The organism is Bartonella sp. OD88NMGDW (assembly GCF_042193775.1).
In the GTDB taxonomy this organism is placed as follows: Bacteria; Pseudomonadota; Alphaproteobacteria; order Rhizobiales; family Rhizobiaceae; genus Bartonella; species Bartonella grahamii.
On sequence record NZ_JBHIMA010000001.1, the window covers coordinates 132,619 to 159,248 of the forward strand.

General features: G+C 36.4%; 21 protein-coding genes. 10 read left to right on the plus strand and 11 right to left on the minus strand.

Annotated features, from left to right (window positions below; translation table 11 throughout):
- Nucleotides 1-55: 55 nt before the first annotated feature.
- Genes dxs through ACFIJR_RS00685 form a run of 3 tightly spaced genes read left to right on the plus strand, consistent with a single transcriptional unit; the run spans nt 56 to nt 3,973 of the window.
- Complete coding sequence (gene dxs / locus ACFIJR_RS00675) at nt 56-1,963, plus strand: 1-deoxy-D-xylulose-5-phosphate synthase (protein WP_375625698.1); 1,908 nt, start codon at nt 56-58, stop codon at nt 1,961-1,963.
- Between the two features lie 16 nt (nt 1,964-1,979).
- Nucleotides 1,980-2,723: a TlyA family RNA methyltransferase gene (locus tag ACFIJR_RS00680; RefSeq protein ID WP_375625127.1), complete on the plus strand. Its 744-nt coding sequence runs from the start codon at nt 1,980-1,982 to the stop codon at nt 2,721-2,723.
- Nucleotides 2,720-3,973 (plus strand): class I SAM-dependent RNA methyltransferase, encoded by a 1,254-nt coding sequence (locus ACFIJR_RS00685; RefSeq protein WP_375625700.1) that lies wholly within the window; start codon nt 2,720-2,722, stop codon nt 3,971-3,973. The genes ACFIJR_RS00680 and ACFIJR_RS00685 overlap by 4 nt, the downstream gene beginning before the upstream one ends.
- Nucleotides 3,974-4,514: 541 nt before the next feature.
- Here the strand turns inward: ACFIJR_RS00685 and tldD are convergent.
- On the minus strand, nt 4,515-5,939 hold the full coding sequence (gene tldD, locus ACFIJR_RS00690) for a metalloprotease TldD (RefSeq protein ID WP_375625125.1): 1,425 nt from the start codon (nt 5,937-5,939) through the stop codon (nt 4,515-4,517).
- Nucleotides 5,940-6,048: 109 nt separating this feature from the next.
- Complete coding sequence (locus tag ACFIJR_RS00695; RefSeq protein ID WP_375625703.1) at nt 6,049-6,624, minus strand: invasion associated locus B family protein; 576 nt, start codon at nt 6,622-6,624, stop codon at nt 6,049-6,051.
- Nucleotides 6,625-6,920: 296 nt separating this feature from the next.
- Here ACFIJR_RS00695 and cyoE point away from each other — a divergent pair, with 296 nt between their 5' ends.
- From cyoE to rnhA, 4 genes are all read left to right on the plus strand, one after another.
- Complete coding sequence (gene cyoE, locus ACFIJR_RS00700; RefSeq protein WP_375625705.1) at nt 6,921-7,856, plus strand: heme o synthase; 936 nt, start codon at nt 6,921-6,923, stop codon at nt 7,854-7,856.
- Between the two features lie 182 nt (nt 7,857-8,038).
- Nucleotides 8,039-9,094: a 4-hydroxy-3-methylbut-2-enyl diphosphate reductase gene (ispH, locus tag ACFIJR_RS00705; RefSeq protein WP_375625122.1), complete on the plus strand. Its 1,056-nt coding sequence runs from the start codon at nt 8,039-8,041 to the stop codon at nt 9,092-9,094.
- Nucleotides 9,094-10,053 carry a homoserine kinase gene (locus ACFIJR_RS00710; protein WP_375653207.1) on the plus strand — a complete coding sequence of 320 codons (960 nt, stop codon included), beginning with the start codon at nt 9,094-9,096 and terminating at the stop codon, nt 10,051-10,053. The genes ispH and ACFIJR_RS00710 overlap by 1 nt, the downstream gene beginning before the upstream one ends.
- A gap of 5 nt (nt 10,054-10,058) precedes the next feature.
- Complete coding sequence (gene rnhA, locus ACFIJR_RS00715; protein ID WP_375653210.1) at nt 10,059-10,526, plus strand: ribonuclease HI; 468 nt, start codon at nt 10,059-10,061, stop codon at nt 10,524-10,526.
- 23 nt (nt 10,527-10,549) lie between these two features.
- On the opposite strand, the gene ACFIJR_RS00720 is transcribed toward rnhA, so the two are convergent.
- On the minus strand, nt 10,550-11,431 hold the full coding sequence (locus tag ACFIJR_RS00720; protein WP_375625119.1) for a protein-disulfide reductase DsbD domain-containing protein: 882 nt from the start codon (nt 11,429-11,431) through the stop codon (nt 10,550-10,552).
- Between the two features lie 71 nt (nt 11,432-11,502).
- Here ACFIJR_RS00720 and ACFIJR_RS00725 point away from each other — a divergent pair, with 71 nt between their 5' ends.
- The gene (locus ACFIJR_RS00725; protein ID WP_375625118.1) at nt 11,503-12,087 is read left to right on the plus strand and encodes a YqgE/AlgH family protein; all 585 of its coding nucleotides are present in this window, start codon (nt 11,503-11,505) and stop codon (nt 12,085-12,087) included.
- A 42-nt stretch (nt 12,088-12,129) separates the two neighbouring features.
- Here ACFIJR_RS00725 and ACFIJR_RS00730 read toward each other — a convergent pair whose 3' ends face one another.
- The 7 genes from ACFIJR_RS00730 to ACFIJR_RS00760 form a co-directional block, all read right to left on the minus strand.
- Complete coding sequence (locus ACFIJR_RS00730) at nt 12,130-15,015, minus strand: EAL domain-containing protein (RefSeq protein WP_375651582.1); 2,886 nt, start codon at nt 15,013-15,015, stop codon at nt 12,130-12,132.
- Between the two features lie 400 nt (nt 15,016-15,415).
- Nucleotides 15,416-16,690, minus strand: a complete 1,275-nt coding sequence (locus ACFIJR_RS00735) for a pitrilysin family protein (protein ID WP_012754834.1) — start codon at nt 16,688-16,690, stop codon at nt 15,416-15,418.
- Between the two features lie 83 nt (nt 16,691-16,773).
- Nucleotides 16,774-18,171, minus strand: coding sequence for a threonine synthase (gene thrC / locus ACFIJR_RS00740; protein WP_375625715.1), 1,398 nt, complete (start codon nt 18,169-18,171; stop codon nt 16,774-16,776).
- A gap of 625 nt (nt 18,172-18,796) precedes the next feature.
- Nucleotides 18,797-19,159, minus strand: a complete 363-nt coding sequence (locus tag ACFIJR_RS00745) for a hypothetical protein (protein ID WP_375625717.1) — start codon at nt 19,157-19,159, stop codon at nt 18,797-18,799.
- 215 nt (nt 19,160-19,374) lie between these two features.
- On the minus strand, nt 19,375-19,737 hold the full coding sequence (locus ACFIJR_RS00750; protein ID WP_375653213.1) for a hypothetical protein: 363 nt from the start codon (nt 19,735-19,737) through the stop codon (nt 19,375-19,377).
- 183 nt (nt 19,738-19,920) lie between these two features.
- Complete coding sequence (locus tag ACFIJR_RS00755; protein ID WP_375625721.1) at nt 19,921-20,277, minus strand: hypothetical protein; 357 nt, start codon at nt 20,275-20,277, stop codon at nt 19,921-19,923.
- 1,699 nt (nt 20,278-21,976) lie between these two features.
- On the minus strand, nt 21,977-22,672 hold the full coding sequence (locus tag ACFIJR_RS00760; protein ID WP_375625723.1) for an HAD family hydrolase: 696 nt from the start codon (nt 22,670-22,672) through the stop codon (nt 21,977-21,979).
- A gap of 371 nt (nt 22,673-23,043) precedes the next feature.
- Here ACFIJR_RS00760 and ACFIJR_RS00765 point away from each other — a divergent pair, with 371 nt between their 5' ends.
- Entirely contained in the window at nt 23,044-24,132 is a 1,089-nt protein-coding gene (locus ACFIJR_RS00765; protein WP_375625970.1) for a site-specific DNA-methyltransferase, read from the plus strand.
- A gap of 770 nt (nt 24,133-24,902) precedes the next feature.
- Here the strand turns inward: ACFIJR_RS00765 and mutY are convergent.
- A complete protein-coding gene (mutY, locus tag ACFIJR_RS00770) occupies nt 24,903-25,961 on the minus strand; it encodes an A/G-specific adenine glycosylase (RefSeq protein WP_375653216.1) in 1,059 nt (352 codons plus the stop codon).
- Between the two features lie 142 nt (nt 25,962-26,103).
- Between mutY and ACFIJR_RS00775 the strand changes: the two genes are divergently transcribed.
- Nucleotides 26,104-26,604 carry a DUF721 domain-containing protein gene (locus ACFIJR_RS00775; protein WP_375625109.1) on the plus strand — a complete coding sequence of 167 codons (501 nt, stop codon included), beginning with the start codon at nt 26,104-26,106 and terminating at the stop codon, nt 26,602-26,604.
- Nucleotides 26,605-26,630: the final 26 nt, after the last annotated feature.

Genomic DNA, 26,630 nt, shown 5'->3' on the forward strand with positions numbered 1-26,630 from the left:
GAAGATACATTTTTATCGTTGCGTTTTCTTGAGTTAAGATAATAGGAAGGTTTTTTTGTCTCAGGTTTTAACACCATTGCTTGACCGTATTTGTTTTCCGCAAGATTTGCGGGCATTGCCTGAGTCTGATTTGGTACAGTTGGCTGATGAGTTGCGGACCGCAACAATTGATGCGGTTTCTGTAACAGGTGGTCATCTTGGGGCAGGACTTGGTGTTGTTGAGCTCACTGTTGCATTACATTATATTTTTAATACACCAGAGGATAGGATTATTTGGGATGTTGGTCATCAAACCTATCCACACAAGATTTTAACGGGGCGTAGAGAAAAAATTCGCACATTACGTCAAGAGGGCGGATTATCAGGTTTTACAAAACGTTCAGAAAGTGTGTATGATTCATTTGGAGCGGGTCATTCGTCTACTTCTATTTCAGCGGGGCTTGGCATGGCGGTGGCAAGTGCTTTGAAAGCAGAGACAAGACGCAATATCATAGCTGTCATCGGTGATGGTGCAATGTCTGCGGGCATGGCTTATGAAGCAATGAATAATGCTGGCGCTTTGGATGCACGCTTGATTGTTGTTCTTAATGATAACGATATGTCTATCGCACCACCTACAGGTGCTATGAGTGCACATCTTGCACGATTAGTATCTCGTCCTTCTTATCGTCATTTGCGTGAACGCGTAAAGATGTTGAGCGAAAAATTGCCAAAGTTTTTTTTGGATAAGGCGCGTCGTTCAGAGGAATTTGCGCGTGGACTTTTGGTTGGGGGAACTTTATTTGATGAGCTTGGCTTTTATTACCTTGGACCCATAGATGGGCACAATTTGGGGCATTTATTGCCTGTTTTAAAAAATGTTCGTGAATATCCTAGTGGTCCTGTTTTGGTGCATGTTGTCACACATAAGGGAAAGGGATATCCACCTGCAGAAGCATCACCTGATAAATATCATGGTGTTAATCGTTTTGATGTCACGACAGGAAAACAGGTTAAAGCATCAAGTAATATTCTACCCTATACCAAGGTATTTTCTAAAGCTTTAATAGAAGAAGCTCGCCATGATGATAAGATTGTTGGCATAACAGCAGCGATGCCAACAGGGACAGGTCTTGATTCTTTTGCGAAAAAATTTCCTGAAAAAATGTTTGATGTTGGTATCGCTGAGCAACATGCCGTAACTTTTGCGGCAGGACTTGCTTGTGAAGGGTACAAGCCTTTTGTTGCAATTTATTCTACTTTTTTACAGCGTGCTTATGATCAAATTATTCATGATGTATCAATTCAAAAATTACCGGTACGTTTTGCTATTGACCGCGCAGGTTTTGTGGGGGCAGATGGTGCAACACATGCTGGAAGTTTTGATATTGTTTTTTTGTCCACTCTTCCTGGGTTTGTTGTTATGGCACCTTCTGATGAGCTTGAACTGATGCATATGGTGCGTACAGCTGCAGCTTATGATCAGGGACCAATTTCTTTTCGTTATCCACGTGGTGAGGGTATTGGTATAGATTTACCGCAACGTGGTGAGTTATTAGAAATTGGAAAGGGGCGTGTTCTGCGTGAAGGAAATAGGATCGCTTTGGTTTGTTTTGGAACGCGGATGTCAGAAGTGTTGCAAGCTGCTGATGCGTTAGAGGCTGAAGGATTATCTACAACGGTTGCAGATGCACGGTTTGCGAAACCTTTAGATAAGGATTTGATGTGTCGTTTGGCACGTGAGCATGAAGTATTGGTGACAATTGAAGAAGGGGCAATCGGTGGTTTTGGAGCGCACATATTACAATTTTTAGCGCAAGAAGGGCTCTTAGAGCATGGTTTGAAAGTTCGTACACTAAAACTTCCTGATGAGTATTTGAATCATGGTGCACCAGAAAAAGTTCTCTCAACTATCGGGCTTGATGCTATGGGTATTGTCAACACGGTTTTTGCTGCTTTAGGCCGCGAGATTCGAACAGGATAAAAAATTCGAGTATGATATGGCTGCCAGAAAAAGGCTCGATATTCTCTTAGTTGAAAAAAACTTTTTTACGACACGTTCACGCGCACGTGATGCTGTCATGCGTCAAACTGTTAAAGTTAACGGCGAAATCGTTTTTAAAGCTGGGCAAATTGTTTTTGGTGATGCAGAGATTGCTGTTTGTGATCCAGCGCAGAATTATGTTTCTCGGGCAGCGTTAAAATTGATTGCTGCACTTGATGCATTTCCGATTATAACAGATAAAGTGACGGCCATTGATGTTGGTGCATCAACAGGTGGTTTTACACAAGTTCTCTTAGAACGTGGATCGGCTCATGTAATTGCCGTTGATGTTGGGCATCATCAATTTGATAAACGTTTATTGGGCAACAGTGCTATAACGTTATTAGAAGGCTTGAATGTTAGAGATTTTCAACATAACCATTTAGGTGGGCGAGAAATTGATCTTATCGTTTCAGATGTTAGCTTTATTTCTCTCAAACTTGCATTGCCTCCCGTTTTGTCTTTAGCCAAGAAGGGCGCTCAAGCTGTTTTACTGGTAAAGCCTCAGTTTGAGGTTGGTCGTAAACACTTTAGTAAGAGGGGAATATTAAATCCATCAATAGCTAAAGAAACTGCTGAGGCGCTTTTTGTTTGGTTAAATACACAAACAGGGTGGAGCGCAAGAGGTTTAATTCCTTCCCCTATTACAGGTGGTGATGGCAACGTGGAATATTTACTATTCGGAGAAAAACAAGAGTGAGTGACAATGTCATAATCGACCATATCGGAGCAAATGGGTATGGTACTTCTAGGACGTCTCGCGGCTTCGTTTATGTTCCTTTTACTTTACCAGGAGAGTGTGCTGAAATTACTGTTCATGGAAAATATGCAACATGTATAGCATTAAAAGAAAAATCATTAGAACGCATTGATACTCTTTGTCAGCATTTTGGAGAATGTGGAGGGTGTACTCTTCAGCATTGGCATATGGATGCTTATCGCGTATGGAAACAACAATTGGTTGTTGATGCGCTTAAAAAGTATGGACTTAATAATGTTGTTGCGCCTTTAATAGAATGTAAACCTTATAGCCGACGGCGGATTACTCTAACAGCATCTATGACCCCACAGGGGCAAAAAGTTGGTTTTAACCGTTATCTCTCTCATGAGATTGTAGCTCTTGAGGAATGTCCAGTAAGCTGTCCAGAGCTTATTTCTCAGTTGCATAATATCAGAGAGCTCTGTGCTTTTCTAAGCAGCTCTGCCAAACGGTTTCATGTTACAATAACACGTGTTGAAAATGGTTTAGATGTTGCTTTAAGCGGTTGCATTGTACACCATGAATCACTTCGTCAGAAAATGATCAGTGCTGCTCTTTCATATGGGATTATACGTTTATCTGTTGATGGTGAAGTTTTGGTTGAACGAGAAAAACCAGAGATTTACTTTGGAGATGTCCGTGTTGAATTTCCTTCTGGTGGTTTTCTTCAAGCAACCTGCGAAGCTGAAAATATAATGGGCAATATTATTTTGACTCATTTAAAAAAAGCAAAGAATGCTGTTGATTTGTTTTCAGGGATAGGAACATTTACTTTGCGTATGGCAAAAAAGATGAATGTTCATGCAGTAGAAAATAATGAAGATGCATTAAGAAATCTAAATACAGCAGCACGTTTTGCGACTGGTTTAAAAACGGTCACTTGTGAAAAACGTGATCTTTTCCGACATCCCCTTTCTGTAAAGGAACTTGAGTGTTTTGAGAGTGTTGTTTTTGATCCTCCCCGTGCTGGTGCAGAGCAACAAGTACGTGAATTAGCTAAGACGACAGTATCACGTGTTGTGGCAATTTCCTGTAATCCTACTACATTTGCTCGTGATTTATCTCTTCTTGTTGCAGGGGGGTATACAGTAGAAAAAATCATACCGATTGATCAATTTTTATGGTCACCACATGTCGAAATTGTTGCTGTTTTGAGCAAAAAGAAAAAAAAGAAAGGTTGGAAGCTTTAGCTTAAAAATTTTTTAATGCCATGAAGATTTTTTTTAAAGTTTACTTGAGTATTATTATAAAATCTCTCCAAAAATTATCTATAATAATAACCTTTTTCTCGTTGAATTAAGAGCACTGAATGTAGAAAGTGTTTTTTATTTTGAACTTTTTATTATGAAATATAAAAGGCAAATTATCCCACACAAAAGACTAATGTATTAAGAAGAAGATGTGTCTGAACAAGCCGGTGCCAGTGTTATATTTGTCATCTTCCAATGTGGCTATAACTCTTGTTACTTGAGACGGTCCATAAGAGGAATCTTTGGTCCTTTCTTGTACAGGTTTTATTCATATGACTCTCCCCATCTGTAACGTACAAACGAATGATTTTGATTGATTCAATATGGAACAGATTTGAAATGAGAGAATCTTATGGTATTCAAGGTTCTAATTTAATATGAACAACGATAGATTATCTTTATAAATCAATGTATTGTAACCTCCTCACAAAATGGTCGTGATAGATGATAAGGAGGCAATATTGGGAAGGAATGAGAAAGCTTATTCTTTTATAAGCGCAGTTCCACCGATTGTCATATTATTGATTCGAAGATGAGGTTGACCAACACCAACAGGGACATTTTGGCCAGCTTTTCCACACATACCGATACCATTATCAAGTTTACTATCATTACCAATCATTGTAATACGTTTCATAGCATCCGGTCCATTTCCAATAAGAGTTGCGCCTCTGATTGGTGCTACAATTTTACCATTTTCTACTCGGTATGCTTCAGTACATTCAAAGACGAATTTTCCAGAAGTAATATCAACTTGTCCTCCACCAAATGAAACAGCATAGATACCATGTTTGAGTGAAGAAAGGATTTCTTCAGGTGTTTTATCTCCTCCTAGCATGATTGTATTGGTCATTCGTGGCATTGGTGCATAAGCATAAGATTCACGCCGTCCATTTCCAGTTGATTTACCTCCCATAAGCCGTGCATTAAGCCTGTCTTGCATAAAACCAACGAGCTTTCCATCTTCAATGAGAACGTTATATCCTGAAGGGGTCCCCTCATCATCGACAGTGAGAGAGCCACGGCATTGTGGAATTGTTCCATCATCAACAACTGTAACACCTTTTGCCGCAACTTGTTGTCCTAAAAGTCCAGCAAAAGCGGATGTTTTTTTACGGTTAAAGTCACCTTCTAAACCATGACCTACGGCTTCATGGAGCATAACGCCAGGCCATCCATTGGCTAAGACAACATCAAAAGATCCTGCAGGTGCTGCTTCTGCTTCTAAATTTGTTAAAGCCATACGTAAGGCTTCATCCGCAGCTTTTTTCCAATTGTCTTCATGAATAAATTGGTCAAATGCTTGTCGCCCTCCACATCCATAAAAACCATTTTCACGTCGATTGCCTTCAGCTGCGACCACAGATATAGAAAGTCGCACAAGGGGACGAATATCACGAACCAAATAACCATCTGCACGTAAAATTTCAACATGTTGTAGCGAGCCGGAAAGAGAAGCAGTCACTTGATGCAATTTATCATTTTTAGCACGTAAATAGGCATCAATTTTTTGCAAAAGAGCACTTTTTTCCTCAAATGATGGAGCATCAAGGGGATTATGCGGTTGATAAAGTTTTTTGTTTGTTTGTTGAGGTGCTATGCTATAAGTTCCCGCATGATTATTATAGGTAATAGCTTTAGCTGCTTCACTAGCACGTTTGAGTGCAGCAGCTGATAATTCACTAGAATATGCATATCCGGTAGCTTCTCCAGCAACGACACGCAGCCCAAACCCCATATCTTGATGGAAAGAGCCGTTTTTAAGCTGTCCATTATCAAATAAAAGAGCTTCGCTTTCTGTATACTCAAGGTAAAGCTCACCATCATCAGCATGATGAAGCGTTTCTTGTACAAGTGATTGCACTTTAGAGGAAGTAATATCAAAATGATCTATCAGCGATTTCATAAGAATTATCCTATTTTTATGGGAACTTAGAAGATTTTTATTAATCTAATTTAAGAAGCTTTCAAAATATACGATGAGATTTTAATCGTCTAAAGTGTATCGATTTCATTCATGTAGGTAAGGTTGCATAGGCGTCGGCAAGACCATGAAGGTCAACAAAACCTCCAATCCCTTGTTCAGGAGTTGTAAAGATAAAATAGGTTGCCATTTTTCCTTTTAAAAAGAGCTGCAATATGTCTTCTTTAAGAAAGGCTTCAGCAACACAATTATCACCAAGACAACGACGATATTCCATTCTGCCCATATTTTTATCGTCAATTTTAATTCCAACGCCAGGACGTAATTCAACGCGAATCGGAACAAAAACACGCATCAAAGCACCTTGCTTTTGAGGAAGTTTATAAAATGTAACACGCAAAGTAATATCATGACGACCTTGTGTATGAACGTTTTGTACAACTTCACACTGCATGTTAGGTGTACCTGGCGGTAGAGCACAAACTTTTGTCCATGCACCATAGGTTTGTGGAGCAGGGACATTTTGCGCATAAGGTGTTTGTGCAAATGCATGATTGATAAAACTACTATAAAGTGTGTAAAGAACAGCACCAATAAAAAAAGTTTTTTTGAGTAATTTATAAAGTATCACAGAAAATCCTACCCGACTCAACACACATACAACCATACATAGATTTACATAAAAAAATGAATTCCCCACATAAAAACTATAACACAAAATCAGTATTTACCCAAATATATTAATCCATAGGATATATTTTTATGATACATTTGTAATGTAGGAGAGAATGTTGATTGAAAAAATGTATTTTTGTTGCCAATATTCCATCTATTTTTAGGGGATACGTGCGAACGAGGTATTTCATATTTTCTCAAAAATACGATTGGTCTTAATTGATCATTTCCATACGCTAGATAATATTGGTTTGTGAATGACAGAAATGGAAAAGGGCTTTGAGCGGAATGTCAGTTTCAGGAGAGTTATCGGTCGTGAATAGTAAATCAACGCCACCAAAATCCGGTATTAGTGATTATATCACACTATTAAAGCCACGTGTTATGTCTCTTGTGGTCTTTACGGCTCTAGTTGGTTTGCTTGTATCGCCAGTTTCTATCAATCCGTTGTATGGTTTTTTAGCGATTTTATGTATTGCCATCGGTGGTGGCGGTGCGGGAGCACTGAATATGTGGTATGATGCTGACATTGATGCCGTGATGGAACGGACCAAAAAGCGTCCTATTCCTATGGGTAAAATCAGTTCCCGAAAAGCATTTATTTTTGGCATAGTTCTTTCTATGCTTTCGGTATTGGTTATGGGGAGCTTCATTAATTGGTTTGCAGCATTTTTTCTTGCGTTTACGATTTTCTTTTATGTCGTTATTTATACAATTTGGTTAAAACGTATCACACCACAAAATATTGTTATTGGTGGTGCTTCTGGGGCTTTCCCACCAATGATTGGATGGTCCGTGACAACAGGGACAGTGAGTATTGATAGCTTTTTATTATTTTTAATCATTTTTATGTGGACCCCCCCTCATTTTTGGGCTCTTTCTTTATTTTCATCCCTTGATTATGAGGCTGCAGGTATTCCTATGATGCCTAATGTTCGAGGTGAACATTCAACAAAAAAGCAGATTTTATTTTATACTATTTTGATGGCATTGTGCGCTGCTGCTCCTTGCTTTACTGGTCTTGGCGGAATTTTTTATGGTATTTTTTCAACAATTTTAAGCATTATCTTTGTTTATTTTGCCTATCGTTTGTGGAAAGCTGATACACATAATGAAACTATTTTGATGGCAAAAAAACTGTTTTTCTTTTCGTTACTTTATTTGGCAGCTATCTTTGGAGTTCTTTTGATTGAATCTCTTGTTTGGTATTTTATCGCTCTTTAGGCAAATAAAATGAAAAAGCAAATTTAAAAAGAGCTTTGCTGCAAGAAAATCTCGTAAGAAAACACGATAGAGTGTGTTCTTATGCAAAAGATGCTATTGCCAGTTTTTTTACATTGCTTATTCGTGTATAATGATAAGTTGTTTGAATATATAGCTAAAACTATAGAGATTAAGGATGATTTATGTCTGGACTTCCCCCTTTAACGATACGTCTTTGTGGTCCACGTGGATTTTGTGCAGGGGTTGATCGTGCTATCCAGATTGTTCTCCTTGCATTAAAAAAATATGGTGTTCCAGTATATGTTCGTCATGAAATTGTACACAACCGCTACGTGGTTGAGGGATTACAGCAACGGGGAGCTATTTTTGTTGAAGAACTTGATGAGATTCCAGAAGAACATCGCAATCAACCGGTTGTTTTTTCTGCTCATGGTGTACCAAAATCTGTTTCAGAAGAAGCACGATGCTATAATTTGTTTTATCTCGATGCAACATGTCCGTTGGTCTCGAAAGTTCATAAACAAGCGATACGACATCAACGTCATGGTCGTCATGTTATATTGATTGGTCATGCTGGTCATCCTGAGGTGATAGGGACAATGGGACAGCTTGAAGAAGGGGCTGTGACGCTTATTGAAACGATAGAAGATGCTTTGCATTATCTCCCCAATGATCCAGATAAATTAGGATTTGTTACACAAACAACGCTTTCTGTTGAAGATACGGCAGGAATTCTCGATATATTACAACAACGTTTCCCTACATTAGCAGCCCCAGCGGCTGAGTCAATTTGCTATGCTACAACGAATCGACAAGATGCGGTTAAGGCAGCAGCAAAGGGGAGTGATTTGTTTTTGATTGTTGGAGCGCCAAATTCTTCTAATTCACGACGTTTAGTAGAGGTTGCCGAAAAGTCTGGTGCGCGGCAAGCTATTTTAGTTCAGCGCGCTGATGAAATTAATTTTGAAAACCTAAAAGCTCTTTCTATTGTCAGTCTTTCAGCAGGGGCTTCGGCTCCTGAAATTATTATTGATGAAATTATTTCAGCGTTTCGTGAGCGTTATAATGTCACAATAGAATTAGCTGAAACAGCAGTAGAAACGGAAAAATTTTTAGTGAGTCGCGAATTACGTGACGTCATTTTAACGTCGCAAGATATGGCTTTCGTCAATGGTCAAGCAAATAATGCAAAAAATGAAAATCAGAATACAGACATGTCTACAACGAAAGCAGAATAATGGCCGTTTATACAGATATTCATTCAAATGATTTAAAAGTGTTTTTAACACGTTATGCAATAGGGTCACTTTTGTCTTATCAAGGTATAGAGGAGGGGATTGAAAATTCTAATTTTCTGTTAGAGACAACACAAGGGCGATTTATTTTAACACTTTATGAAAAGCGTATTTCAAAAGATGATTTACCTTTTTTTTGTCGCTTGATGCAGCATTTAGGACAGCGTGGAATGCCTTGCCCTCAACCTGTTATTCAAAATGATGGAATGATGATCTGTGAATTAGCAGGACGCCCTGCTGCTATTATTACTTTTCTGGAAGGAGAGTGGGTCCGCCAGCCCACTATAGATCATTGTGGCGAAGTGGGGATGGGGCTCGCACAATTACATTTAGCAGGACAGGATTTTACACTTAGTCGTAAAAATACTCTTTCTGTTATGGATTGGCAGGTATTGTGGCAACGTTGTCAAACAAAAGAAGATGCATTATTAAAAGAATTTGGGCAAAAAATTGAGTTAGAATTAGCTTTTTTACAGGAAAATTGGCCGCTCAATTTACCAATAGGCATTATTCATGCAGATTTATTTAATGATAACGTCTTTTTTGTGAATCATCGTCTTTCTGGGATAATAGATTTCTATTTTGCTTGTAATGACTTTTTTGCTTATGATTTAGCGATCTGTTTAAATGCTTGGTGCTTTGAGCTTGATCATTCTTATAATCTGGCCAAAGCACGTAAGTTATTGGAAAATTATCAAAAAATAAGACCATTGATCCCTTTAGAATTGGACAAGATTGTTTTGTTAGCTCGTGGTGCGTCTTTACGTTTCTTACTCACACGTCTTTATGATTGGTTTAATACACCGCCTAATAGCTTTGTTATTAAGAAAGATCCATGGGAGTATTGGCACAAGCTTTGTTTTTTCAGTAATGTAAATTCGCTAAGTGAATTAGGTTTTTAAATTTTATGGCAACTCAACAAAAAGTCGTTGAAATTTATACAGATGGTGCTTGCTCAGGGAATCCTGGAATTGGAGGATGGGGAGCAATTTTACGCTGGAATGGTCATGAACGTGAGCTTTATGGCGGTAAGGTCCATACGACAAACAATCAAATGGAACTCATGGCGGCAATTTGTGCATTAAAGGCACTTAAAGAGCCCTGTTTGGTCGACCTTTATACAGACTCAGTTTATGTGCGTAACGGTATATCTAAGTGGATTGAAGATTGGAAAAAGAATAATTGGCGCACTGCATCAAAAAATCCTGTTAAAAATATGGAGCTATGGCAAGCTCTTGAGGATGCTTGTTCTTGTCATACAGTCAGATGGCACTGGGTAAAAGGACATGCGGGACATCCAGAAAATGAACGCGCAGATGCCCTTGCTCGCAAAGCAATTTCTCAATATCGCGAAAATGGATGTTTTCCAGTATAATTACTGTTTGAGAGTTTTTTCTTTTATCGCGGAGTCGCAAGAGGGGTTGGCTGCGTATGGAATATGAATGTTCCACTTAAGGCGTAATCTTTAAAAGAAACTGTATAAAAAATTTTTTGGTTTATTTCTTCTGGTGCGAAATAGAGTGGAGCACTGAAGAGTGTATATTCTGCGTTATCACTGACTTTTTTTGCTGCTCCAATTTGCATTTCTCCTCCATCTAAAAAGAGAGAGGAAGGAGTGGTCTTGTTGTTATTTTGTATTTTTATAAGAAGGGTACTGTTATTTTTTTCGGCACTTATTTTTAGTGCATTCTGCATCATGCGGGGCAAAGAATCTTGGGCATTTTTTAAGAAGGAAGCAGGAAGATGTTTATTTTTAAGAGCAGATGGCGAAAAATCAAAGTTAACAGTAAATGGAAGACAGATTTTATTACATAATCCAAGAGTGAAAGCACCACTTAAATTTTTGCTTGAACCAGAAAGATTGAAGGGCAATATTACTTTATCTTTATAGCCTAATGACCAATCATTTTCTGTTTCAAAAAGCTGTGGGGTAGGATAAAAGATTTCATAAGAAACCTGTTGGTTGAAATTAAAAAACGGTGCCATGCCAGAATTACCTGGATTACGCCAGTAAGTTTTCCATCCTGGTTTAAGCACAATCTCAATAATGCCTTCTCTTATTCCAGAAAGAGAAGGTTCGGTGATTGCTAATCGGATACGACCACCATCTGATTCATACCAAGATGTTGCGAAAAGCTGGAGTTTTTGTTCTTTTTGAGCATTTACAGGAATGTTAAGTAATTCTAAAACTATGAATGTTAAGCTTAAAGTAACTAAAAGATTTTTATAAAAGAAAGTTGCGATATTTTGTAAATTTGTAAATACATGACTTTTTTTCATTGGATTTTTATTTTCCTAGTGTACTAAATGAACAAACTTTTACCATGTAAATTATGGAGAATAACAAATTAATGAAGCGGTGTAATGGCTTTTTAGGTGGACAATTACTCATAGCAATGCCTGGGATGAATGACAAACGCTTTATTCGTTCTGTTATTTACATTTGCGCGCATTCTGATGCTGGTGCGATGGGCATTATTCTCAATCAATTGCATCATATTGATTTTCCAGATCTTTTGCTTCACTTGGGAGTCATAGACAGGGGCCAAAAAAAAAGTCTTTCTGAACCAATAAAACAGTTTCCAGTTCGCTATGGTGGTCCTGTTGATCCTTCGCGTGGTTTTGTCCTTCATTCAGATGATTATGCTTGTGAAGAAACTGTTTTTATTGCAGATAAGGTCTGTTTTACTGCGACTATTGATATATTAAAAGCGATCAGTTGCGAACAAGGTCCGCAACATGCACTGGTAGCGTTAGGTTATGCTGGATGGAAAGCGGGGCAACTTGAGGCAGAAATTTCTACAAATGGTTGGCTAATCAGTTCTACATCACCTAGTTTTCTTTTTGAAAGTGATTTAAGCTGCAAGTATGATAAAAGTTTAACACGCATGGGTATCGATCCAACTTATCTTGCTTCTGAAATGGGACACGCTTAGAGTTTTTTCTAAGCTTTTTAACTTTACACGTTATTTTATCCCTTATGTTTTTATTTTATAAGGGAAATGGCTTTGAACGAGCGTAATTAATTCTTCTATGGCAATCGGTTTCGTTACAAGTGTGCTTTGAACATATTTACAGCCTTCTTGACGGAGGAAGATTGCTTCTTTTTCATTTTCAACACCTTCTGCGATAATTTGCAAATTAAGATCTGTTGCCATATTAATGATAGACTTAAGAACAATTTTCTTCTTAAGGGAGTCGATTGAAATAAGTGAACGATCAAGTTTAACCATATCAAATGGATAACGTACGAGATAGGTCAGAGACGAATAACCTGTTCCAAAATTATCGAGTGCGAGATTCATTCCAAGTGTTTTAATTTGTTCGAGAAAGTGCGCTGATTGTTCAGGATTATTTCTTAAGACAAATTCAGATATTTCAATCATCAAACGCCCTTTGTGGAGCGGATGACGAAGCAGAGCGGCGCGCAATTGACTAATAAAACGAGGATGAATCATTTCTGCGCTTGGTAAATTAATTGAAATAAAGAAAGATTGTTGGGAAAACTTTTCTTGTACATTTATAAGATCGATAATGGCACTATCGATGATAAATTGTGACAAATTCATAACAATTTGTTCGTTTTCTACGATTTTTATAAAATCAGAGACATTTAAATTTCCATAAGTGGGATGATGCCATTCTACAATTGTTTCAAAACCAATAATATGTCCGTCTGATAAATTAAGAATAGGATGGTAGAGGATTTTTATCTCATTACGTTTTATGGCATAATGAACATCTTTTTCCAGAGTATTATGTTCGAGACCCAAAGTGCGAAAATTAGGACGAAAAGGTTCTATATGGTTTCCACCCATTTGTTTTGCGCGAATCATCGCTAATTCACTGTCATTAAAAATATCTTTAGCTGTCGATCGGCTTTCACTCCATGTAACCAATCCGATAGACGTTGAAAGAATTATTTTGTTTTCTGAAAGTGAAATAGGTGCTGAAATTGTTTTGTGCAAATGATCTGCAAATGCTGCAATTTTTTGTGGTTCAGTTTCACTGAGTAAAATAATTGCAAAGCGGTCTGCTGAAAGTCGCGACAAGGTGTCTTGAAAGTTAATGAGACGGTTTAAACGACGTGCGATTATAAGCAGTACAGTATCCCCAACTGCTATGCCTAATTTGCGATTAATTTTGCGAAAATTGTCCAAATCAATCATAAAGACAGTCGGTCTAATTTTGATATTTGCTTTCGCCAAAGAGGTATAATTTTGTAGTCTATCAAAGAAAATTTGTTGGTTAGGAAGGCCGGTTAAACTGTCGTGGATTGCATCATGCAATAAGCGTTCTTCGGATTTTTTGTGGTTAGTAATATTGACAATGGTTCCAATGACACGTGTGATTTTCCCATCTTTTTGCATAGCCGGGCGTGCACGAAGAGAAAACCAATGATAATAACCACCACCGGAAGAAAGCCGAAAAATTTGATCAATGCGCCCTTTTTTATTTTTAAGAATGATATCTAATACGCCTTGAAAGCGTTCACGATCATCATGGTGCAAGGCTGAAATCCAGTTGCGCATAGGTCCATTGAGGTTATGAATTTCAGTACCAAAAAGGGTAGCCATGTTTGGATGTACAACAATACGGTCACGCTCAATATTCCAATCCCAAATAATATTTCCAGCTCCCTTTGCTGCGAGTACTTGTTGTTCAAGATCGGAAAATATTCCTTCATGGAAAGCGTCATTAGAAAAAGTTTGTTGCAGGACAGTAAAGCTGATGAGAAGAACAATGAGCACTAATCCCCCCGCTAATGCCGGCTGGATAATATCATTGTTTAAATATCCAGCTATGCAGGCATAGGCTCCAACACACCAAAAGCTAATGAGCAACCATGTTGGAATAAGCATAATGGCGCGGTCATAGCTTCTGATCGAGAAATAGATGATTAATATTATACCAAGCACAGCGGTAAGGCCAAAAGACAAACGCGCAATTCCAGCTGCTCTGATTGGATCATAAATAGCAAAGGCTCCTAGACTGCAAAAGGCAATGGTCCAAGCGATAGCACCGTAACTAAAATGATAATGCCAGCGGTTAAGGCTGAGATAGGTAAAAAGAAAAATGAAGAGTGTAGCAGTAAGTGCTACTTCTGTACCAGCACGCCAGATTGGTTGTGTTGTGAGTGTAACTGCAAAGAATTTATTTAAAAAGTTGAAGTCAATACCAATATAAAAAAGCACTGCCCAAGCAACAGCAGCTGTTGCAGGAAACAGTCCTGTTCCACGGACAACAAAGAGTACAGTTAACAAAAGCGCTAAGAGACCTGATATCCCAAGAAGAATACCATGATAAAGCGTATAAGAATTAATTGCATCTTTATAAGCTTCAGGTTGCCATAAATAGATTTGCGGTAGATTTGCAGAGTTAAGTTCGGCCACAAATGTAACAACAGCACCAGGGTTAAGGGTAATACGAAAGATATCAGAGTTTGCACTAAGTTGACGATCGAGGGAAAAACCTTCGCTTGGCGTTATGGATTGAATCCTTGCTGATCCAAGGTCTGGCCAAAAAAATCCAGAACGCGCCATGCGGTAGTGGGGGGCAACGATGAGACGATCGATTTGTTCATCTGTTGGATTTGCAAGAGAAAAAACTGCCCAATTTCCGGAAAATTTTTCATTTTTTGCCTGCACTTCAATACGCCAAACAATACCATCTGGTCCTGGCGCTGTACTTGTTTGAAAAATAGAGCTGTTTGTATGGTGAATTTCAATTGCTTGTGAGAGATCAAGAGCAGCATCCTGAGAAGAAATTTTAACTGGCTCAATTGCTTGTGCTGATGTAAGATGGACAAGAGAACTAACGACTACAATGAAAATGATGTCAATTATTTTACGCAAACTCTTCACAATGTCCCACTCTCAATATTTTAGGATGTTTAACTTTCATTTCGATTTTTGAGAAAAAACGTCCACCTTTTATAATTTATTTACATAATAAATTGTTATCACTTTTTCTTAAGTTATGTGGTTTTATATACAAATAGACCACATGTCCATTTGCTTCAATGGAACTTGAAGCGAATGAAGTTTTATATTTTAAAAGGGCAAAGTTAAACCATGAATTTCCAGATTTCACGGATATACCTTCACTCATTAGAATCTTTATCACATGAAGTATGAATTGGGTAGTTTTGTACGCTTCTTTGCCCAATATTTCCAAAACTTATTTAATGAGAAGAGCTTTTGTGGTAAATTTTACGATAAAATATGTGTATGTTATTGTGATGCTGTTTTGAAAAGAAGTTTTTTACTTTAGCTTGGATGAAAGAGTTGACGTTAAATCATCAAAATTTATGAGGGGTCCTACAGGTCCGACAGCAGTTAGTGTTGGAGTGGAATTTGTAAAAAGACGATGTGCTAAGTCAGTTAATCTTTTAGGAGTGATGAGATTGAGGCGTTCAATTGTTTCCGATATTGGAATTGGTCGACCATAAAGGAGTATTTGGCGAGCAATGAGATGTGCTTGACTAGAGGGATTTTCCTGTGACATTGTCAGATTCGCACGATATTGCGTTTGTGCTCGTTGCAGTTCATTGGCGTGAATGTTTTTACTGACCTTGGAAAGTTCATCAAGAATCACGGGAATAAGTTCTTTGAGCCCTTCTTGTCCGGTAGCTGCGTGAACACCAAAAAGCCCAGTATCTGAAAATCCCCAATGAAAAGCATAAATAGAATAGCATAATCCACGTTTCTCTCTTACCTCTTGAAAAAGACGTGAAGACATACCACCACCAAGAATGATTGAAAGAATTTGGGCCGCATAAAAATCACGCGCGTGATAAGCACGCCCTTCAAACCCTAGAACAACTTGTGTATCCATTAAATCGCGATATTCACGAAAGTCGCCACCGACATAATTTGCAAGATTAGTAAGAGGTGCGGTTGAATGGGAGCGAAAAGTACCAAGACGACTTTCAACTTCTCGCAAGAAACTTTCGTGTTTTACAGCTCCTGCAGCAACGACAATCATACGATCTGCACTATATTGTTTATTGATGAAATCATGGAGATCAGTAGATGTAAATGATTGAATAGTTTTAGCTGTTCCTAAAATAGAGCGTCCAAGGGATTGATGACGAAAGGCTGTTTCTGTAAAGTGATCAAAAACAATATCATCAGGAGTGTCATGAGCGGCACCAATTTCCTGAAATATTACTTGTTTTTCTCGTTCTAGTTCATTGTCGTCAAATTTTGAATGCATTAAAATATCGGCTAAAATGTCTATAGCAAGTGGGATATCGCTTTTAAGTACACGTGCAAAGTAAGCTGTTGTTTCAATACTGGTTGTGGCATTGATTTCACCGCCAACATCTTCAATATCGGTTGCAATTTGAAAAGCAGTGCGGTTTTCGGTTCCTTTAAAAGCCATATGCTCAAGAAGATGAGCTATACCATGCTGTGTGGAGGTTTCATTGCGTGAGCCCACTTTAACCCATATTCCGAGGGCAACACTATCAATTTGTTGCATTGTATGTGTGGCGATAGTCAAGCCATTACTAAGGCGACATATATCTACATCCATGTATTTACAACTCCATTAAATAAGCTAAATACCTCATTGTAAGGGTATTAGAATATTCTTGATTTAAATTAATGCAGCTAACTTTAATAAGATGCACGCGATTTTAAAGAAATATAATCTTTTACTATTTTTTCATCATTAGCAAGACTTATAAAGTGTTCTTCGCGTTTCATTACATCATTGAGATGAGATGGCCATGGGGCATGAAGGCCACAAGCACTTTTAATAGTATCAGGAAATTTAGCTGGATGAGCCGTGGCAAGGACGATCATTGGAATATGCGGTTTTTTGTTTTTACGCGCTACTTGAAGAGCGACGGCTGTATGTGGATCAACAAGATAGCCACTTTCCTTATAGACACTATCAATTGTTTGAGCTGTTGCAGCCATGTTGCTTTTCCCAGCGGAAAATAGGGAACGAATATTTTTGAGTTGCTTTTCATCAAGAGTAAAACGTCCTGATTGTTTCAAGTTGTCCATTGCATTGCGAATCCACATTGGATCACGATTGCCACTTTCAAAGAGCAAACGTTCAAAATTAGAAGAGACCTGAATATCCATAGAAGGTGATGTTGTATGAACTATTGGTTGTGTTTCGTAAATACCACTGGTCAATGTACGTGCAAGGATGTCATTATCATTCGTTGCGATGACCAGTTGAGCAATGGGTAATCCCATACGGGCTGCAACATAACCTGCAAAAATATCACCAAAATTTCCAGTAGGAACAGTAAATGAAACAGCTCTATCAGGAGCTCCTAAGGAAAGCGCAGATGAAAAATAGTAAACAATTTGCGCCATGATACGTGCCCAATTTATAGAATTAACACCTGAAAGCGCTCTTTTTTTACGAAAATTGTGGTCATTAAACATTGCTTTGACAAGAGCTTGACAATTATCAAAATTTCCTTCAATGGCAATGGCATGAACATTTGAACATTGATTGGTTGTCATTTGCCGTTGTTGAACAGGTGATACACGTCCTTTGGGAAATAAAATAAAAATATCTGAGTGTTCTTTTCCAGCAAAAGCTTGTATCGCAGCCCCTCCTGTATCACCTGATGTTGCAGCAATAATCGTTGCAGATCTATTTTTTTTAGTCAAAACATAATCCATCAGCCGAGAAAGAAACTGCATTGCAACATCTTTAAAAGCTAAAGTAGGACCATGAAAGAGTTCAAGGATAAATTCATCTGCTCCAGTTTGTCGTAACGGACAGATTGCTGGATGGTGAAAGGTTGCATAAGATTCAGCGATCATACTTTCAAAAGCTGTATATTCGATTTCGTTATTTACAAAGGGCCACAAAATAGTTTTAGCAATTGTTGTATAGGATTGGCCACGAAGTGCCCGTAACGCATCAAATGAGAGCTGAGGAAATTTATCTGGCAGATAAAGTCCTCCATCACTTGCCAATCCTGTCATGATCGTTTCCGTAAAGCTTAAAGCAGGAGCTTCACCTCTCGTGCTGATATATTCCATAAATTTTATCCTTTTTTTATTTCTGGAAAATTGGTGAAGTTATTTATTTCACGTTTTTCATAATATTTAAATTATTAAATGGATAGTTTTTTTACTCAATAATGAAAGGCAATAGTCTAAAGCATTTTTATTTTTGAGATATAAACGTCAAAAGTTCACAGAAAATCTGTTAAAGTCGAAATTTTTTTCTCTATTATTCATTCACTTAAATTTTGCAATATATCTTCATTTGTGCACCTTCTTAAATAATAAAATCAAATAGATAGAATGGTATTTATTGAAGAATTTTTTTTGTAAAACTCAATCATTCATATTTATTTTATGCTCTTATACTTTGTAACAATTAAATCTGCTAAAATGAATGTTGAAATGATATAAATCAAAATTCATACTGAAAGATTTATAAGGTAATTTTATGGCATTTCGTGCGCAAATTTATACTTTGAATAATTTTTGTTTAGCTTAATTTATTATTTTGTATACTAATAGATATTATATTTGTTCTATACAGTATGGTAACCTAAATTTTATCCATAGAAAACATACGACAGCCTGCTACATGATGTGAAGCAGGCTGTAAAGTATTCTCATTTTAAATAGAAAAAAATAACTAAGTATCTTTGAATTATTTGCCTTTAAGTTTTCCTATTGCCCATCCGATTGTCCCGCTAAATATGGACATAAAAAATCCAGTCAAGAATCCAAAACCCAAAGCTCCTACTGTAGAAAAAACTCCTAGCGTAATTGGTTCAAATACTTTCTCAAATTTTCCTTCAATGGCAGTTTCACTTTTTGCTCCATGAGTGAAACTTGGGACATAAAGAGAAGCTATATCGATAGCTTTTTTCTTTCCCTGTTCTATTAGAGAGACAGTTTCCCATTGAATATCATTTTTCAAATGATTGGCATGAACATTTATAACTTGTGAAAGCAAAAAAACAACTGCTATAAAAATATTTAATATGTAAGTTTTCAATACTTTAATCATAATTTATCACCAATACTTTTACTTTTATTTTAATTTAAATTGAATAGATGCATCGGCAGAATTAGTGCACATTGAGAGAAACAGAAGCATTTAAAGCTTTTTCATTCTTAATGTGATAATTCACTAGTTTTTTGTCATCAACAATGGATAAATACAGAATATATCCATAGTTTATATTTCGTATGAGAAGGTTTTATTCTGATAAAATTTCAATTTTAACGAGATTTAAAATACGATATTATTTTACCTATTATCCATGCTAAAAACATGCCTATCGTACTTGATGCATATCCAAGTGCCATCCCAACACCAAAGGTTCCAAGTGTAAGAGGTTCAACGACCTTTTCAAATTTTCCTTCAAGAGTAGTTTCATTATCCACTCCAAGATTTAGAATGGGGCTATAGAGAGAAACGGTATGGACTGCATCCTGTCTTTTCTGCTCTATGGCAGAAACAAAAATATTCTCACGATGAGTATTATTTTGCAAATAGTTTGCATGCACATTTACAATCTGTGAAAGAAAAAAGGCAGACATAATGAAAATACTTAACATATGATTTTTTAACAATTTAATCATAATTTACCTCAAATATTTTATAATATTCAATATATATATATGCGTAAATTTATACTTTGGATATTTGGATATAATCTACAACATTTATCTCTTGTATCAAGAGAAGCTTCATTATGTAATTATTTACAACAAATAATAGATTCATAATGAAGCTATTATTCTAGAGTTCTAGACGAGGCTGAATTATTTGAACATTAACACTATGTCCTTTATCCAACTTATTATCGATCCTATAAAGCTCATTGCATATCCAGCAAACAATAGTCCCACTCCTATAGTCATAGGCTCAACGACCTTTTCAATTTTCCCTTCACCTGTTGTTCCATTTTCTGTTTGATAATTTACAGATGGAACATAGAAAGAAGTCGTAGAAACTACATCAGATTTTGCATACTTTACTTGTTCCATTGGGAAAACAGAAAGTTCCTCTTTTGGAGTATCGTTTTTCAAATAGTTTGCATTAACATTTACAGTTTGTGAAATAAAAAAAGTGCTCGCTATAAAAATGCTTAAGATATAATTTTTAAATATTTTGACCATAACTTTACCTCAAATATTTTTAATTTATAGATGTAAGAAAATATACATAATGTTTATATATCTCACACTATATACAATTTTGATATTTCAATATGTATTTTTAGTCAATAATAAAAATACATATAAAAATATAAATATAATTTTTTATAAACATTATTGTAAAAAAGTAACAGTAATAATTACAAAAATATTTTTTAAAATTTTATGAATTGTTTTGTTATGTGTTATATATAAATAACATGTGGTCATCGTATAATTTTTATAAAATGATATTAATATTATTTTTTAAATACATTTATAGATACTAAAAAATATACAATTATCTCATAGTATAAAGTAGAGCTCGAATTGGATAGAGATAAATGATATTATCTTTGTCTCGCCAATGTGAACAGCATATTACTGTGATGTAAAGCAGTGTATAGAAGAATATCAATTCAGACACATTTATGAGTGCTGAAAGATCGGCATTAGATAATATTTTTAACATTTTCTTCTTTCCAAACTGAAAATCCGCTTTTATTTTTAGAAGGGGTGTCTTTCCTAAAGTTGGATTACTTTTGAAAAGATCTGATTTCATTGCTTATTTAAAAAGTCTATGTAAGTGCTTTCGGAAAAATTTGAGCAACTACTGGTATCTCTTTACGTTGTTTAAGGTTATTATATGTTTCATATTTATGTGCTTTTTTAAGAAATCCGTCTCAAGGTACTCAAGCCTATTTTGCAATAATAGATATGATGATAAAGCCCCATGATATAAAATTCTTAGGGCATCAGAATCTTTGACGTTTACAAAGAAGAAAGATGGCACCGCCATACACTTTGCTCGCTCCTAATGTTGCTACAGATCTTTGCCTCTTGAGATGATTTATTAAGAGGCATTTTTATTTCTTTATTTAATTCAGCATATCCAGATTTGAAATGAGAGAATCTCACAATATTCGGTTTTTTCATTTAATTTGAATAATGATAAATTATGATTATAAATCAATGTTTTTGCCTGTAAATTACTTGCTATGAAATGTTTTTTATAAAATGCACATCTTCATAAGAATGTATTCTTTTTATCTTTTGTAATCTTAGGGAGGTTGTACCAATTGATGCTGTTTAAATACTGTTTAAGCAGTAAAGTAAATAAGCCTTCAACAAGTTTACGAGATTTGGATTGAGTAAATATAAGACATTCTAACTCAACAAGGACACTTTTATTGTTTTCAATAAACTCTTGTGTTCCATAGATTCTGGGAATTTTAATATTTTTTTCCATAATCAATACGCACATACCCTACAATTTTACTATAGTGTGTGATTTTTTTGATCAGATGAAAAAGGCTAGCAATTTTCATATCTTATCGAGCAAGGCATCGTAATATTCCTTTTTTGACAAATATAATAATTTATCCGGATGGGCTGCTGAGGTTGGGAGTGGATATCGGAGTTGAGATAGATAAGCAGGGTTTGATTGTTATGAGCTTGCACCCCTGTTTTTTGCTTTTTTAAAGCACGTGCAATGGTTAACTGACTTATGATTACTCAACGAGGTGCTATATTTTTTTCCTTCACATTGAGATACAATTCACCCGTGTTGTGAATTACGCATTTATTGAAGTTATTATAAAAGAAGTAGCGAGAAGAGAAGGGCATTTGAGTAAAAATGCTTCTTACAAGAGTTTACAAACTGATATATTCAAGAGATTTTTTATAATAGATCTCGCCATACTGCCATTGCTTCTAAGACTTCTCCTAAATGAGCATGTTTTGCGATAACTGTTTCTGCGCCAGCTTCTGCAAGTGCATTAGAGTGACCAAGATAGCTATGTGATCCTCCCGTAAAGCCGATGACACGCATGCCTGCTGCTATGGCTGCGTGTACACCATGAAGTGAATCTTCTATAACGATAGTGTTTTGGGGCTCTGCCTGTAATTGTTGTGCGGCAAAAAGGAAAATATCAGGGGCCGGTTTCGTTCTTTTTGTTCCAACTTCAGGTGCTGAAAATATTTTACCTTCAAAAAGGTCATAGAGATCAACCGTGGTGAGCATCTCTTTTATATCTACGCTTTTTGCATTAGAGCAGATACAGTAGGGATAGCGTGTTTGAATAATTTCTACAGCTTCTCTTACATCATCAATAGCCCGTAATTTAGTTTTTATTTGTGTACGAAAAATATTAGTCATTTGATCTATGAGATGAGCAGAAATTGGTTTTTCTGTTTCCTGTTCAACGTGTTTAAGAATATCGCGAAAGATAAGTCCTGCAAAACGCTCACTTAATTCTTCGGGTGATATTTCATATCCTGTTTGTTTGAGCAATTGAGATCCAATTTTTGCTGCAAGATATTCAGAGTCGACGAGAACTCCGTCACAATCAAAAATAATAAGATCTATCTGAGGCATAAGATATTCCTTTACATGTTACGAGATGGACAACTTTTATGAAAACGATATTGAGAGGATCTTATTTCATAAAAATCTGCTTTGAAAATGATTCTTAATTCTTTTACGAAATAAAAGATATGGGAACAGTACATTGAAAAAAAGAAAAATAAGGTTTCATTCATATGAAAGTTTTTTTACTTAAAAAAACAAAAACAATTATCAATTTTGTATAATTTTAACGATACGTTTACGCTATTTTGTAAATATGGATTGGTAATGCGGGCCTATAAACTATTTTGGTTGATTATAGGGCAAATTCAGTTAATTTTGTTGGGTTTTTCATGACAGTTATTCAGCTTCAAAAAGATTTTCTTCGTACCCCCTCACAGATGCCATGGCGCAATAAAATTTTTAAAGGAGATTGTGTTTCAGTTCTAGAAAAACTTCCAAAACATTCCATTGATATGATTTTTGCGGATCCACCCTATAATTTGCAATTGGACGGAGCTTTATACCGTCCAGATCATTCGCTTGTTGATGCGGTTGATGATGCATGGGATCAGTTTGAGAGTTTTGCTGCGTATGATGCTTTTACCCGCGCATGGTTGCTTGCTTGTCGTCGTGTATTAAAACCCAACGGAACACTTTGGGTTATCGGATCTTACCATAATATTTTTCGAGTTGGGACGGCATTACAAGATTTAGGTTTTTGGATGCTTAATGATATTATTTGGCGCAAAAATAATCCGATGCCTAATTTTCGAGGACGCCGTTTTCAAAATGCTCATGAGACGCTTATTTGGGCCGTACGAGATCAAAAAGATAAAAAGTACACATTTAATTATGATGCCTTAAAAGCGGCAAATGAAGATCTACAAATGCGTTCAGATTGGCTTTTCCCTCTCTGCACTGGAGCTGAACGTTTAAAGGATGATTCAGGGCGTAAATTACATCCAACACAAAAACCGCAAGCGTTATTAGCGCGTATTATTATGGCTTCTAGTAAACCTGGTGATGTTATTCTTGATCCGTTTTTTGGTTCGGGAACAACAGGTGCTGTTGCCAAGCTTTTAGGGCGTGATTTTGTTGGGATTGAACGCGAGCAAGATTACATTGATGCAGCATGTGAGAGAATTGCATCGGTTAAACCTTTAGCGCAACCAGAACTAGCGATTTTGGATAGAAAAAAAGCAGAACCGCGCGTAGCATTCAACAGTTTGCTTGAAGCAGGTTTACTCTATCCCGGAGAAGTTCTTTATGATCGCAAGAAGCAAGTATCTGCTATTGTAAGAGCTGATGGTACGATTATGCATGGTGGTGAAGCGGGTTCAATTCACGCAATGGGAAGAAAGGCTCAAGATTCGCAGAGTTGTAATGGTTGGACTTTTTGGTATTATGAGGAAAATGGACGCTTGAAGTCCATAGATCATTTAAGAATGATCATACGTTCACAAATGTTAAAAACGGGTGTTTTATGAACTAAGCTGATCGCTTCATTCTATTGATCACCAATGTACCTGATCTTGATTGAGATGGAGGTGGAGCCGTTTTATGCCTTTCTTAGATGTTTTTTATTGACACACTAATTTCGCTTGTAAGCGGCAAGCGAGTATTTTTATGCTTCTTGTAGAAGAAATTAAAATGAGAAACTTTCACTCTATGTTCTAATTTGAGTTCCAAAACAGTAAAATTTCAATATAATTTTATGAAAATGAAAGACTAGAATTAAAAGGCTCATTCAGAAGTTCAAAATTAAGTGCTTTTTTGAGATAATACGTACATCTGTAAAGTGTGTATGATGTAATTTATTTATAAAGATAATTTAGTGTTACTCACATTGAGTTTCCCCGAATATCGTCAAATTTTCTTATTTCAAACATGTTCCATATTGAATCAATGAAATTTACTTGCTTACATGTCATCAGCGGAGTTGGCGTGTGAATAAAAATTGTTAAAGAAAAAATTAAAAGTACCTTTTATGAACCGTTTCAAGTGCCAAGGGTTGTTTTAGGGGACTGGTAAATATTAGGGGACTGGTAAATATAATGATGGTACGGATTTGCTCCTTCATAAGCGAAAAAAGGATAGATCCTGAAATTTAAATCTAAGCTTTTCTATCCCTCCTTAATTCTTATCTGTAGGAAAAATTGGTTATTTCATTTTTTTAAATTTTTCTTTTACAGATTAAGAAATGGTTGCTAGAGATACAAAAGTCTCTGTTAGAAAACATTTTTACGAATAGGGAAGGTTATTTAAATCTGAAAGAATTGGGAAGTGCTACAGAAATGGCTTTTTTCATAACAGTAGGTAGTGCTTCTTCGGCAAGATGTTGAATGTTACACCACCAACCATTTTCACAATTCATTTCATGAACATCCTCAGTATAGTAAACATCGAGTTTTAGAGAAAAGTGAGTAAAAACATGCGTAATTTGTCCTTTGAATTGCCAATTGGCAGTAAAGGGTGCGTTTTGGAGCCCATTTTCGTTGTTTAAGCCAATATTGTTAGGAATTTGGGTCATTCCACCAAGGAGCTTTTGCGTCTGTCGTTTTTCCAAATAAATTTGTCTCTTTTTATTAAGGACCACAAAAGCAATACCTGTTTTTAAAGGGCGTTCTTTTTTAGGGGCTTTGACTGGAAAAGATTCCGGTTGTTGCGTCTTTGCTGCTTTACATAAACATTGAAGAGGGCAGATATAACAAGATGGTTTGCGTGGAGTACAAATTGTTGCTCCTAAATCCATCATTGCTTGAGCAAAGTCACCAGGACGATTTAAAGCAGTAATTTTTTGTGTTTTTTCTTTAATTTCAACTTTTGCTTTTTGTAATATTGAAGTGATAGCAAAAAGGCGCGCTACCACACGTTCGACATTACCATCAACCACTGCTACAGGGTGGTTAAAAGCAATCGCAGCAATGGCTGCGGCAGTATAATCTCCAATACCGGCTAGAGTTCGCAATTCTTTTACAGATTGTGGAAATTGTCCTGCGTAGTTTTCAACAAGTTGTTGCGCACATTTTTTAAGATTACGTGCGCGTGAATAATAACCAAGTCCAGCCCATGCTTTCATGATGTCATCTTGTGAGGCTTTTGCTAAAGAGGAAAGATCAGGCCATAGTTTCAGAAACTTTTTAAAATAAGGCTTAACTGTTTCAACGGTTGTTTGTTGAAGCATGATTTCAGAAAGCCAAACTTGATAAGGATCAGGACGGATACCTTGTTTTTGCTTTTCGGGGGTAATCCGCCATGGGAGATGTCTGTGATTTTGATCGTACCAAGCAAGGAGGTGCGAAGAAATTTCATACATGATTGTTTTCAAGCATAGGAAGATATAAAATGCAAAAGAAAAAATTATTTATTTTGTTGATATTTCATAAATTGAGGAGGCAATAATTTTTAGATGAAACAAATGATTTTAATTTAGTAAGCGATTGAACAATGATCTAAAAATGAGAAAACAACTTAAAAAACATATCTTTTATTCTCTTTCTGAGACGGTATACAAAATACTTGATCCAGTTTTACGCAAACGGACAGGGCTTAATGTAGCGCTTATAGAACATTGGCCACAAATTGCGGGCTATGATATCAGTGAACATACAATGCCGCTTAAAATTATTTGGAAACGTCGTGCAGATCAAGATGATGTTTTTCAGCCAGCAACACTTGTTGTCGCATGTGAAGGATTTGCTGCGTTAAAATTGATGCATGAAACAGAGGAGTTACTTCATAGAATTAACGGATTTTTTGGCTATATTGCTATTGATCGCATCAAGATTGAGCAAAGGAGTATGTCGGTTTTTATGAATCACTTGCCTCTAAAATCATCTTTGAGTGAACAAGACAAAAAATGCGTGGGAGAAATGCTTGAAGGAATTGAAGATAAAAGCTTGCGCCAATCACTTTATAAACTTGGCTGTTGCATTTTCTTGGAAAAAAATAATAAATAGAAAGATATTTTATATATTTTTCTTTA

Coding starts and splice junctions, on each gene's coding strand:
- ACFIJR_RS00680 (WP_375625127.1), top strand. CDS start 1,980: ATGGCTGCCAGAAAAAGGCTCGATATTCTCTTAGTTGAAAAAAACTTT.
- tldD (WP_375625125.1), bottom strand. CDS start 5,939: ATGAAATCGCTGATAGATCATTTTGATATTACTTCCTCTAAAGTGCAA.
- ACFIJR_RS00695 (WP_375625703.1), bottom strand. CDS start 6,624: ATGGTTGTATGTGTGTTGAGTCGGGTAGGATTTTCTGTGATACTTTAT.
- cyoE (WP_375625705.1), top strand. CDS start 6,921: ATGTCAGTTTCAGGAGAGTTATCGGTCGTGAATAGTAAATCAACGCCA.
- ispH (WP_375625122.1), top strand. CDS start 8,039: ATGTCTGGACTTCCCCCTTTAACGATACGTCTTTGTGGTCCACGTGGA.
- ACFIJR_RS00710 (WP_375653207.1), top strand. CDS start 9,094: ATGGCCGTTTATACAGATATTCATTCAAATGATTTAAAAGTGTTTTTA.
- rnhA (WP_375653210.1), top strand. CDS start 10,059: ATGGCAACTCAACAAAAAGTCGTTGAAATTTATACAGATGGTGCTTGC.
- ACFIJR_RS00720 (WP_375625119.1), bottom strand. CDS start 11,431: ATGAAAAAAAGTCATGTATTTACAAATTTACAAAATATCGCAACTTTC.
- ACFIJR_RS00725 (WP_375625118.1), top strand. CDS start 11,503: ATGAAGCGGTGTAATGGCTTTTTAGGTGGACAATTACTCATAGCAATG.
- ACFIJR_RS00735 (WP_012754834.1), bottom strand. CDS start 16,690: ATGGATGTAGATATATGTCGCCTTAGTAATGGCTTGACTATCGCCACA.
- thrC (WP_375625715.1), bottom strand. CDS start 18,171: ATGGAATATATCAGCACGAGAGGTGAAGCTCCTGCTTTAAGCTTTACG.
- ACFIJR_RS00745 (WP_375625717.1), bottom strand. CDS start 19,159: ATGATTAAAGTATTGAAAACTTACATATTAAATATTTTTATAGCAGTT.
- ACFIJR_RS00750 (WP_375653213.1), bottom strand. CDS start 19,737: ATGATTAAATTGTTAAAAAATCATATGTTAAGTATTTTCATTATGTCT.
- ACFIJR_RS00755 (WP_375625721.1), bottom strand. CDS start 20,277: ATGGTCAAAATATTTAAAAATTATATCTTAAGCATTTTTATAGCGAGC.
- ACFIJR_RS00760 (WP_375625723.1), bottom strand. CDS start 22,672: ATGCCTCAGATAGATCTTATTATTTTTGATTGTGACGGAGTTCTCGTC.
- ACFIJR_RS00765 (WP_375625970.1), top strand. CDS start 23,044: ATGCCATGGCGCAATAAAATTTTTAAAGGAGATTGTGTTTCAGTTCTA.
- mutY (WP_375653216.1), bottom strand. CDS start 25,961: ATGTATGAAATTTCTTCGCACCTCCTTGCTTGGTACGATCAAAATCAC.
- ACFIJR_RS00775 (WP_375625109.1), top strand. CDS start 26,104: ATGAGAAAACAACTTAAAAAACATATCTTTTATTCTCTTTCTGAGACG.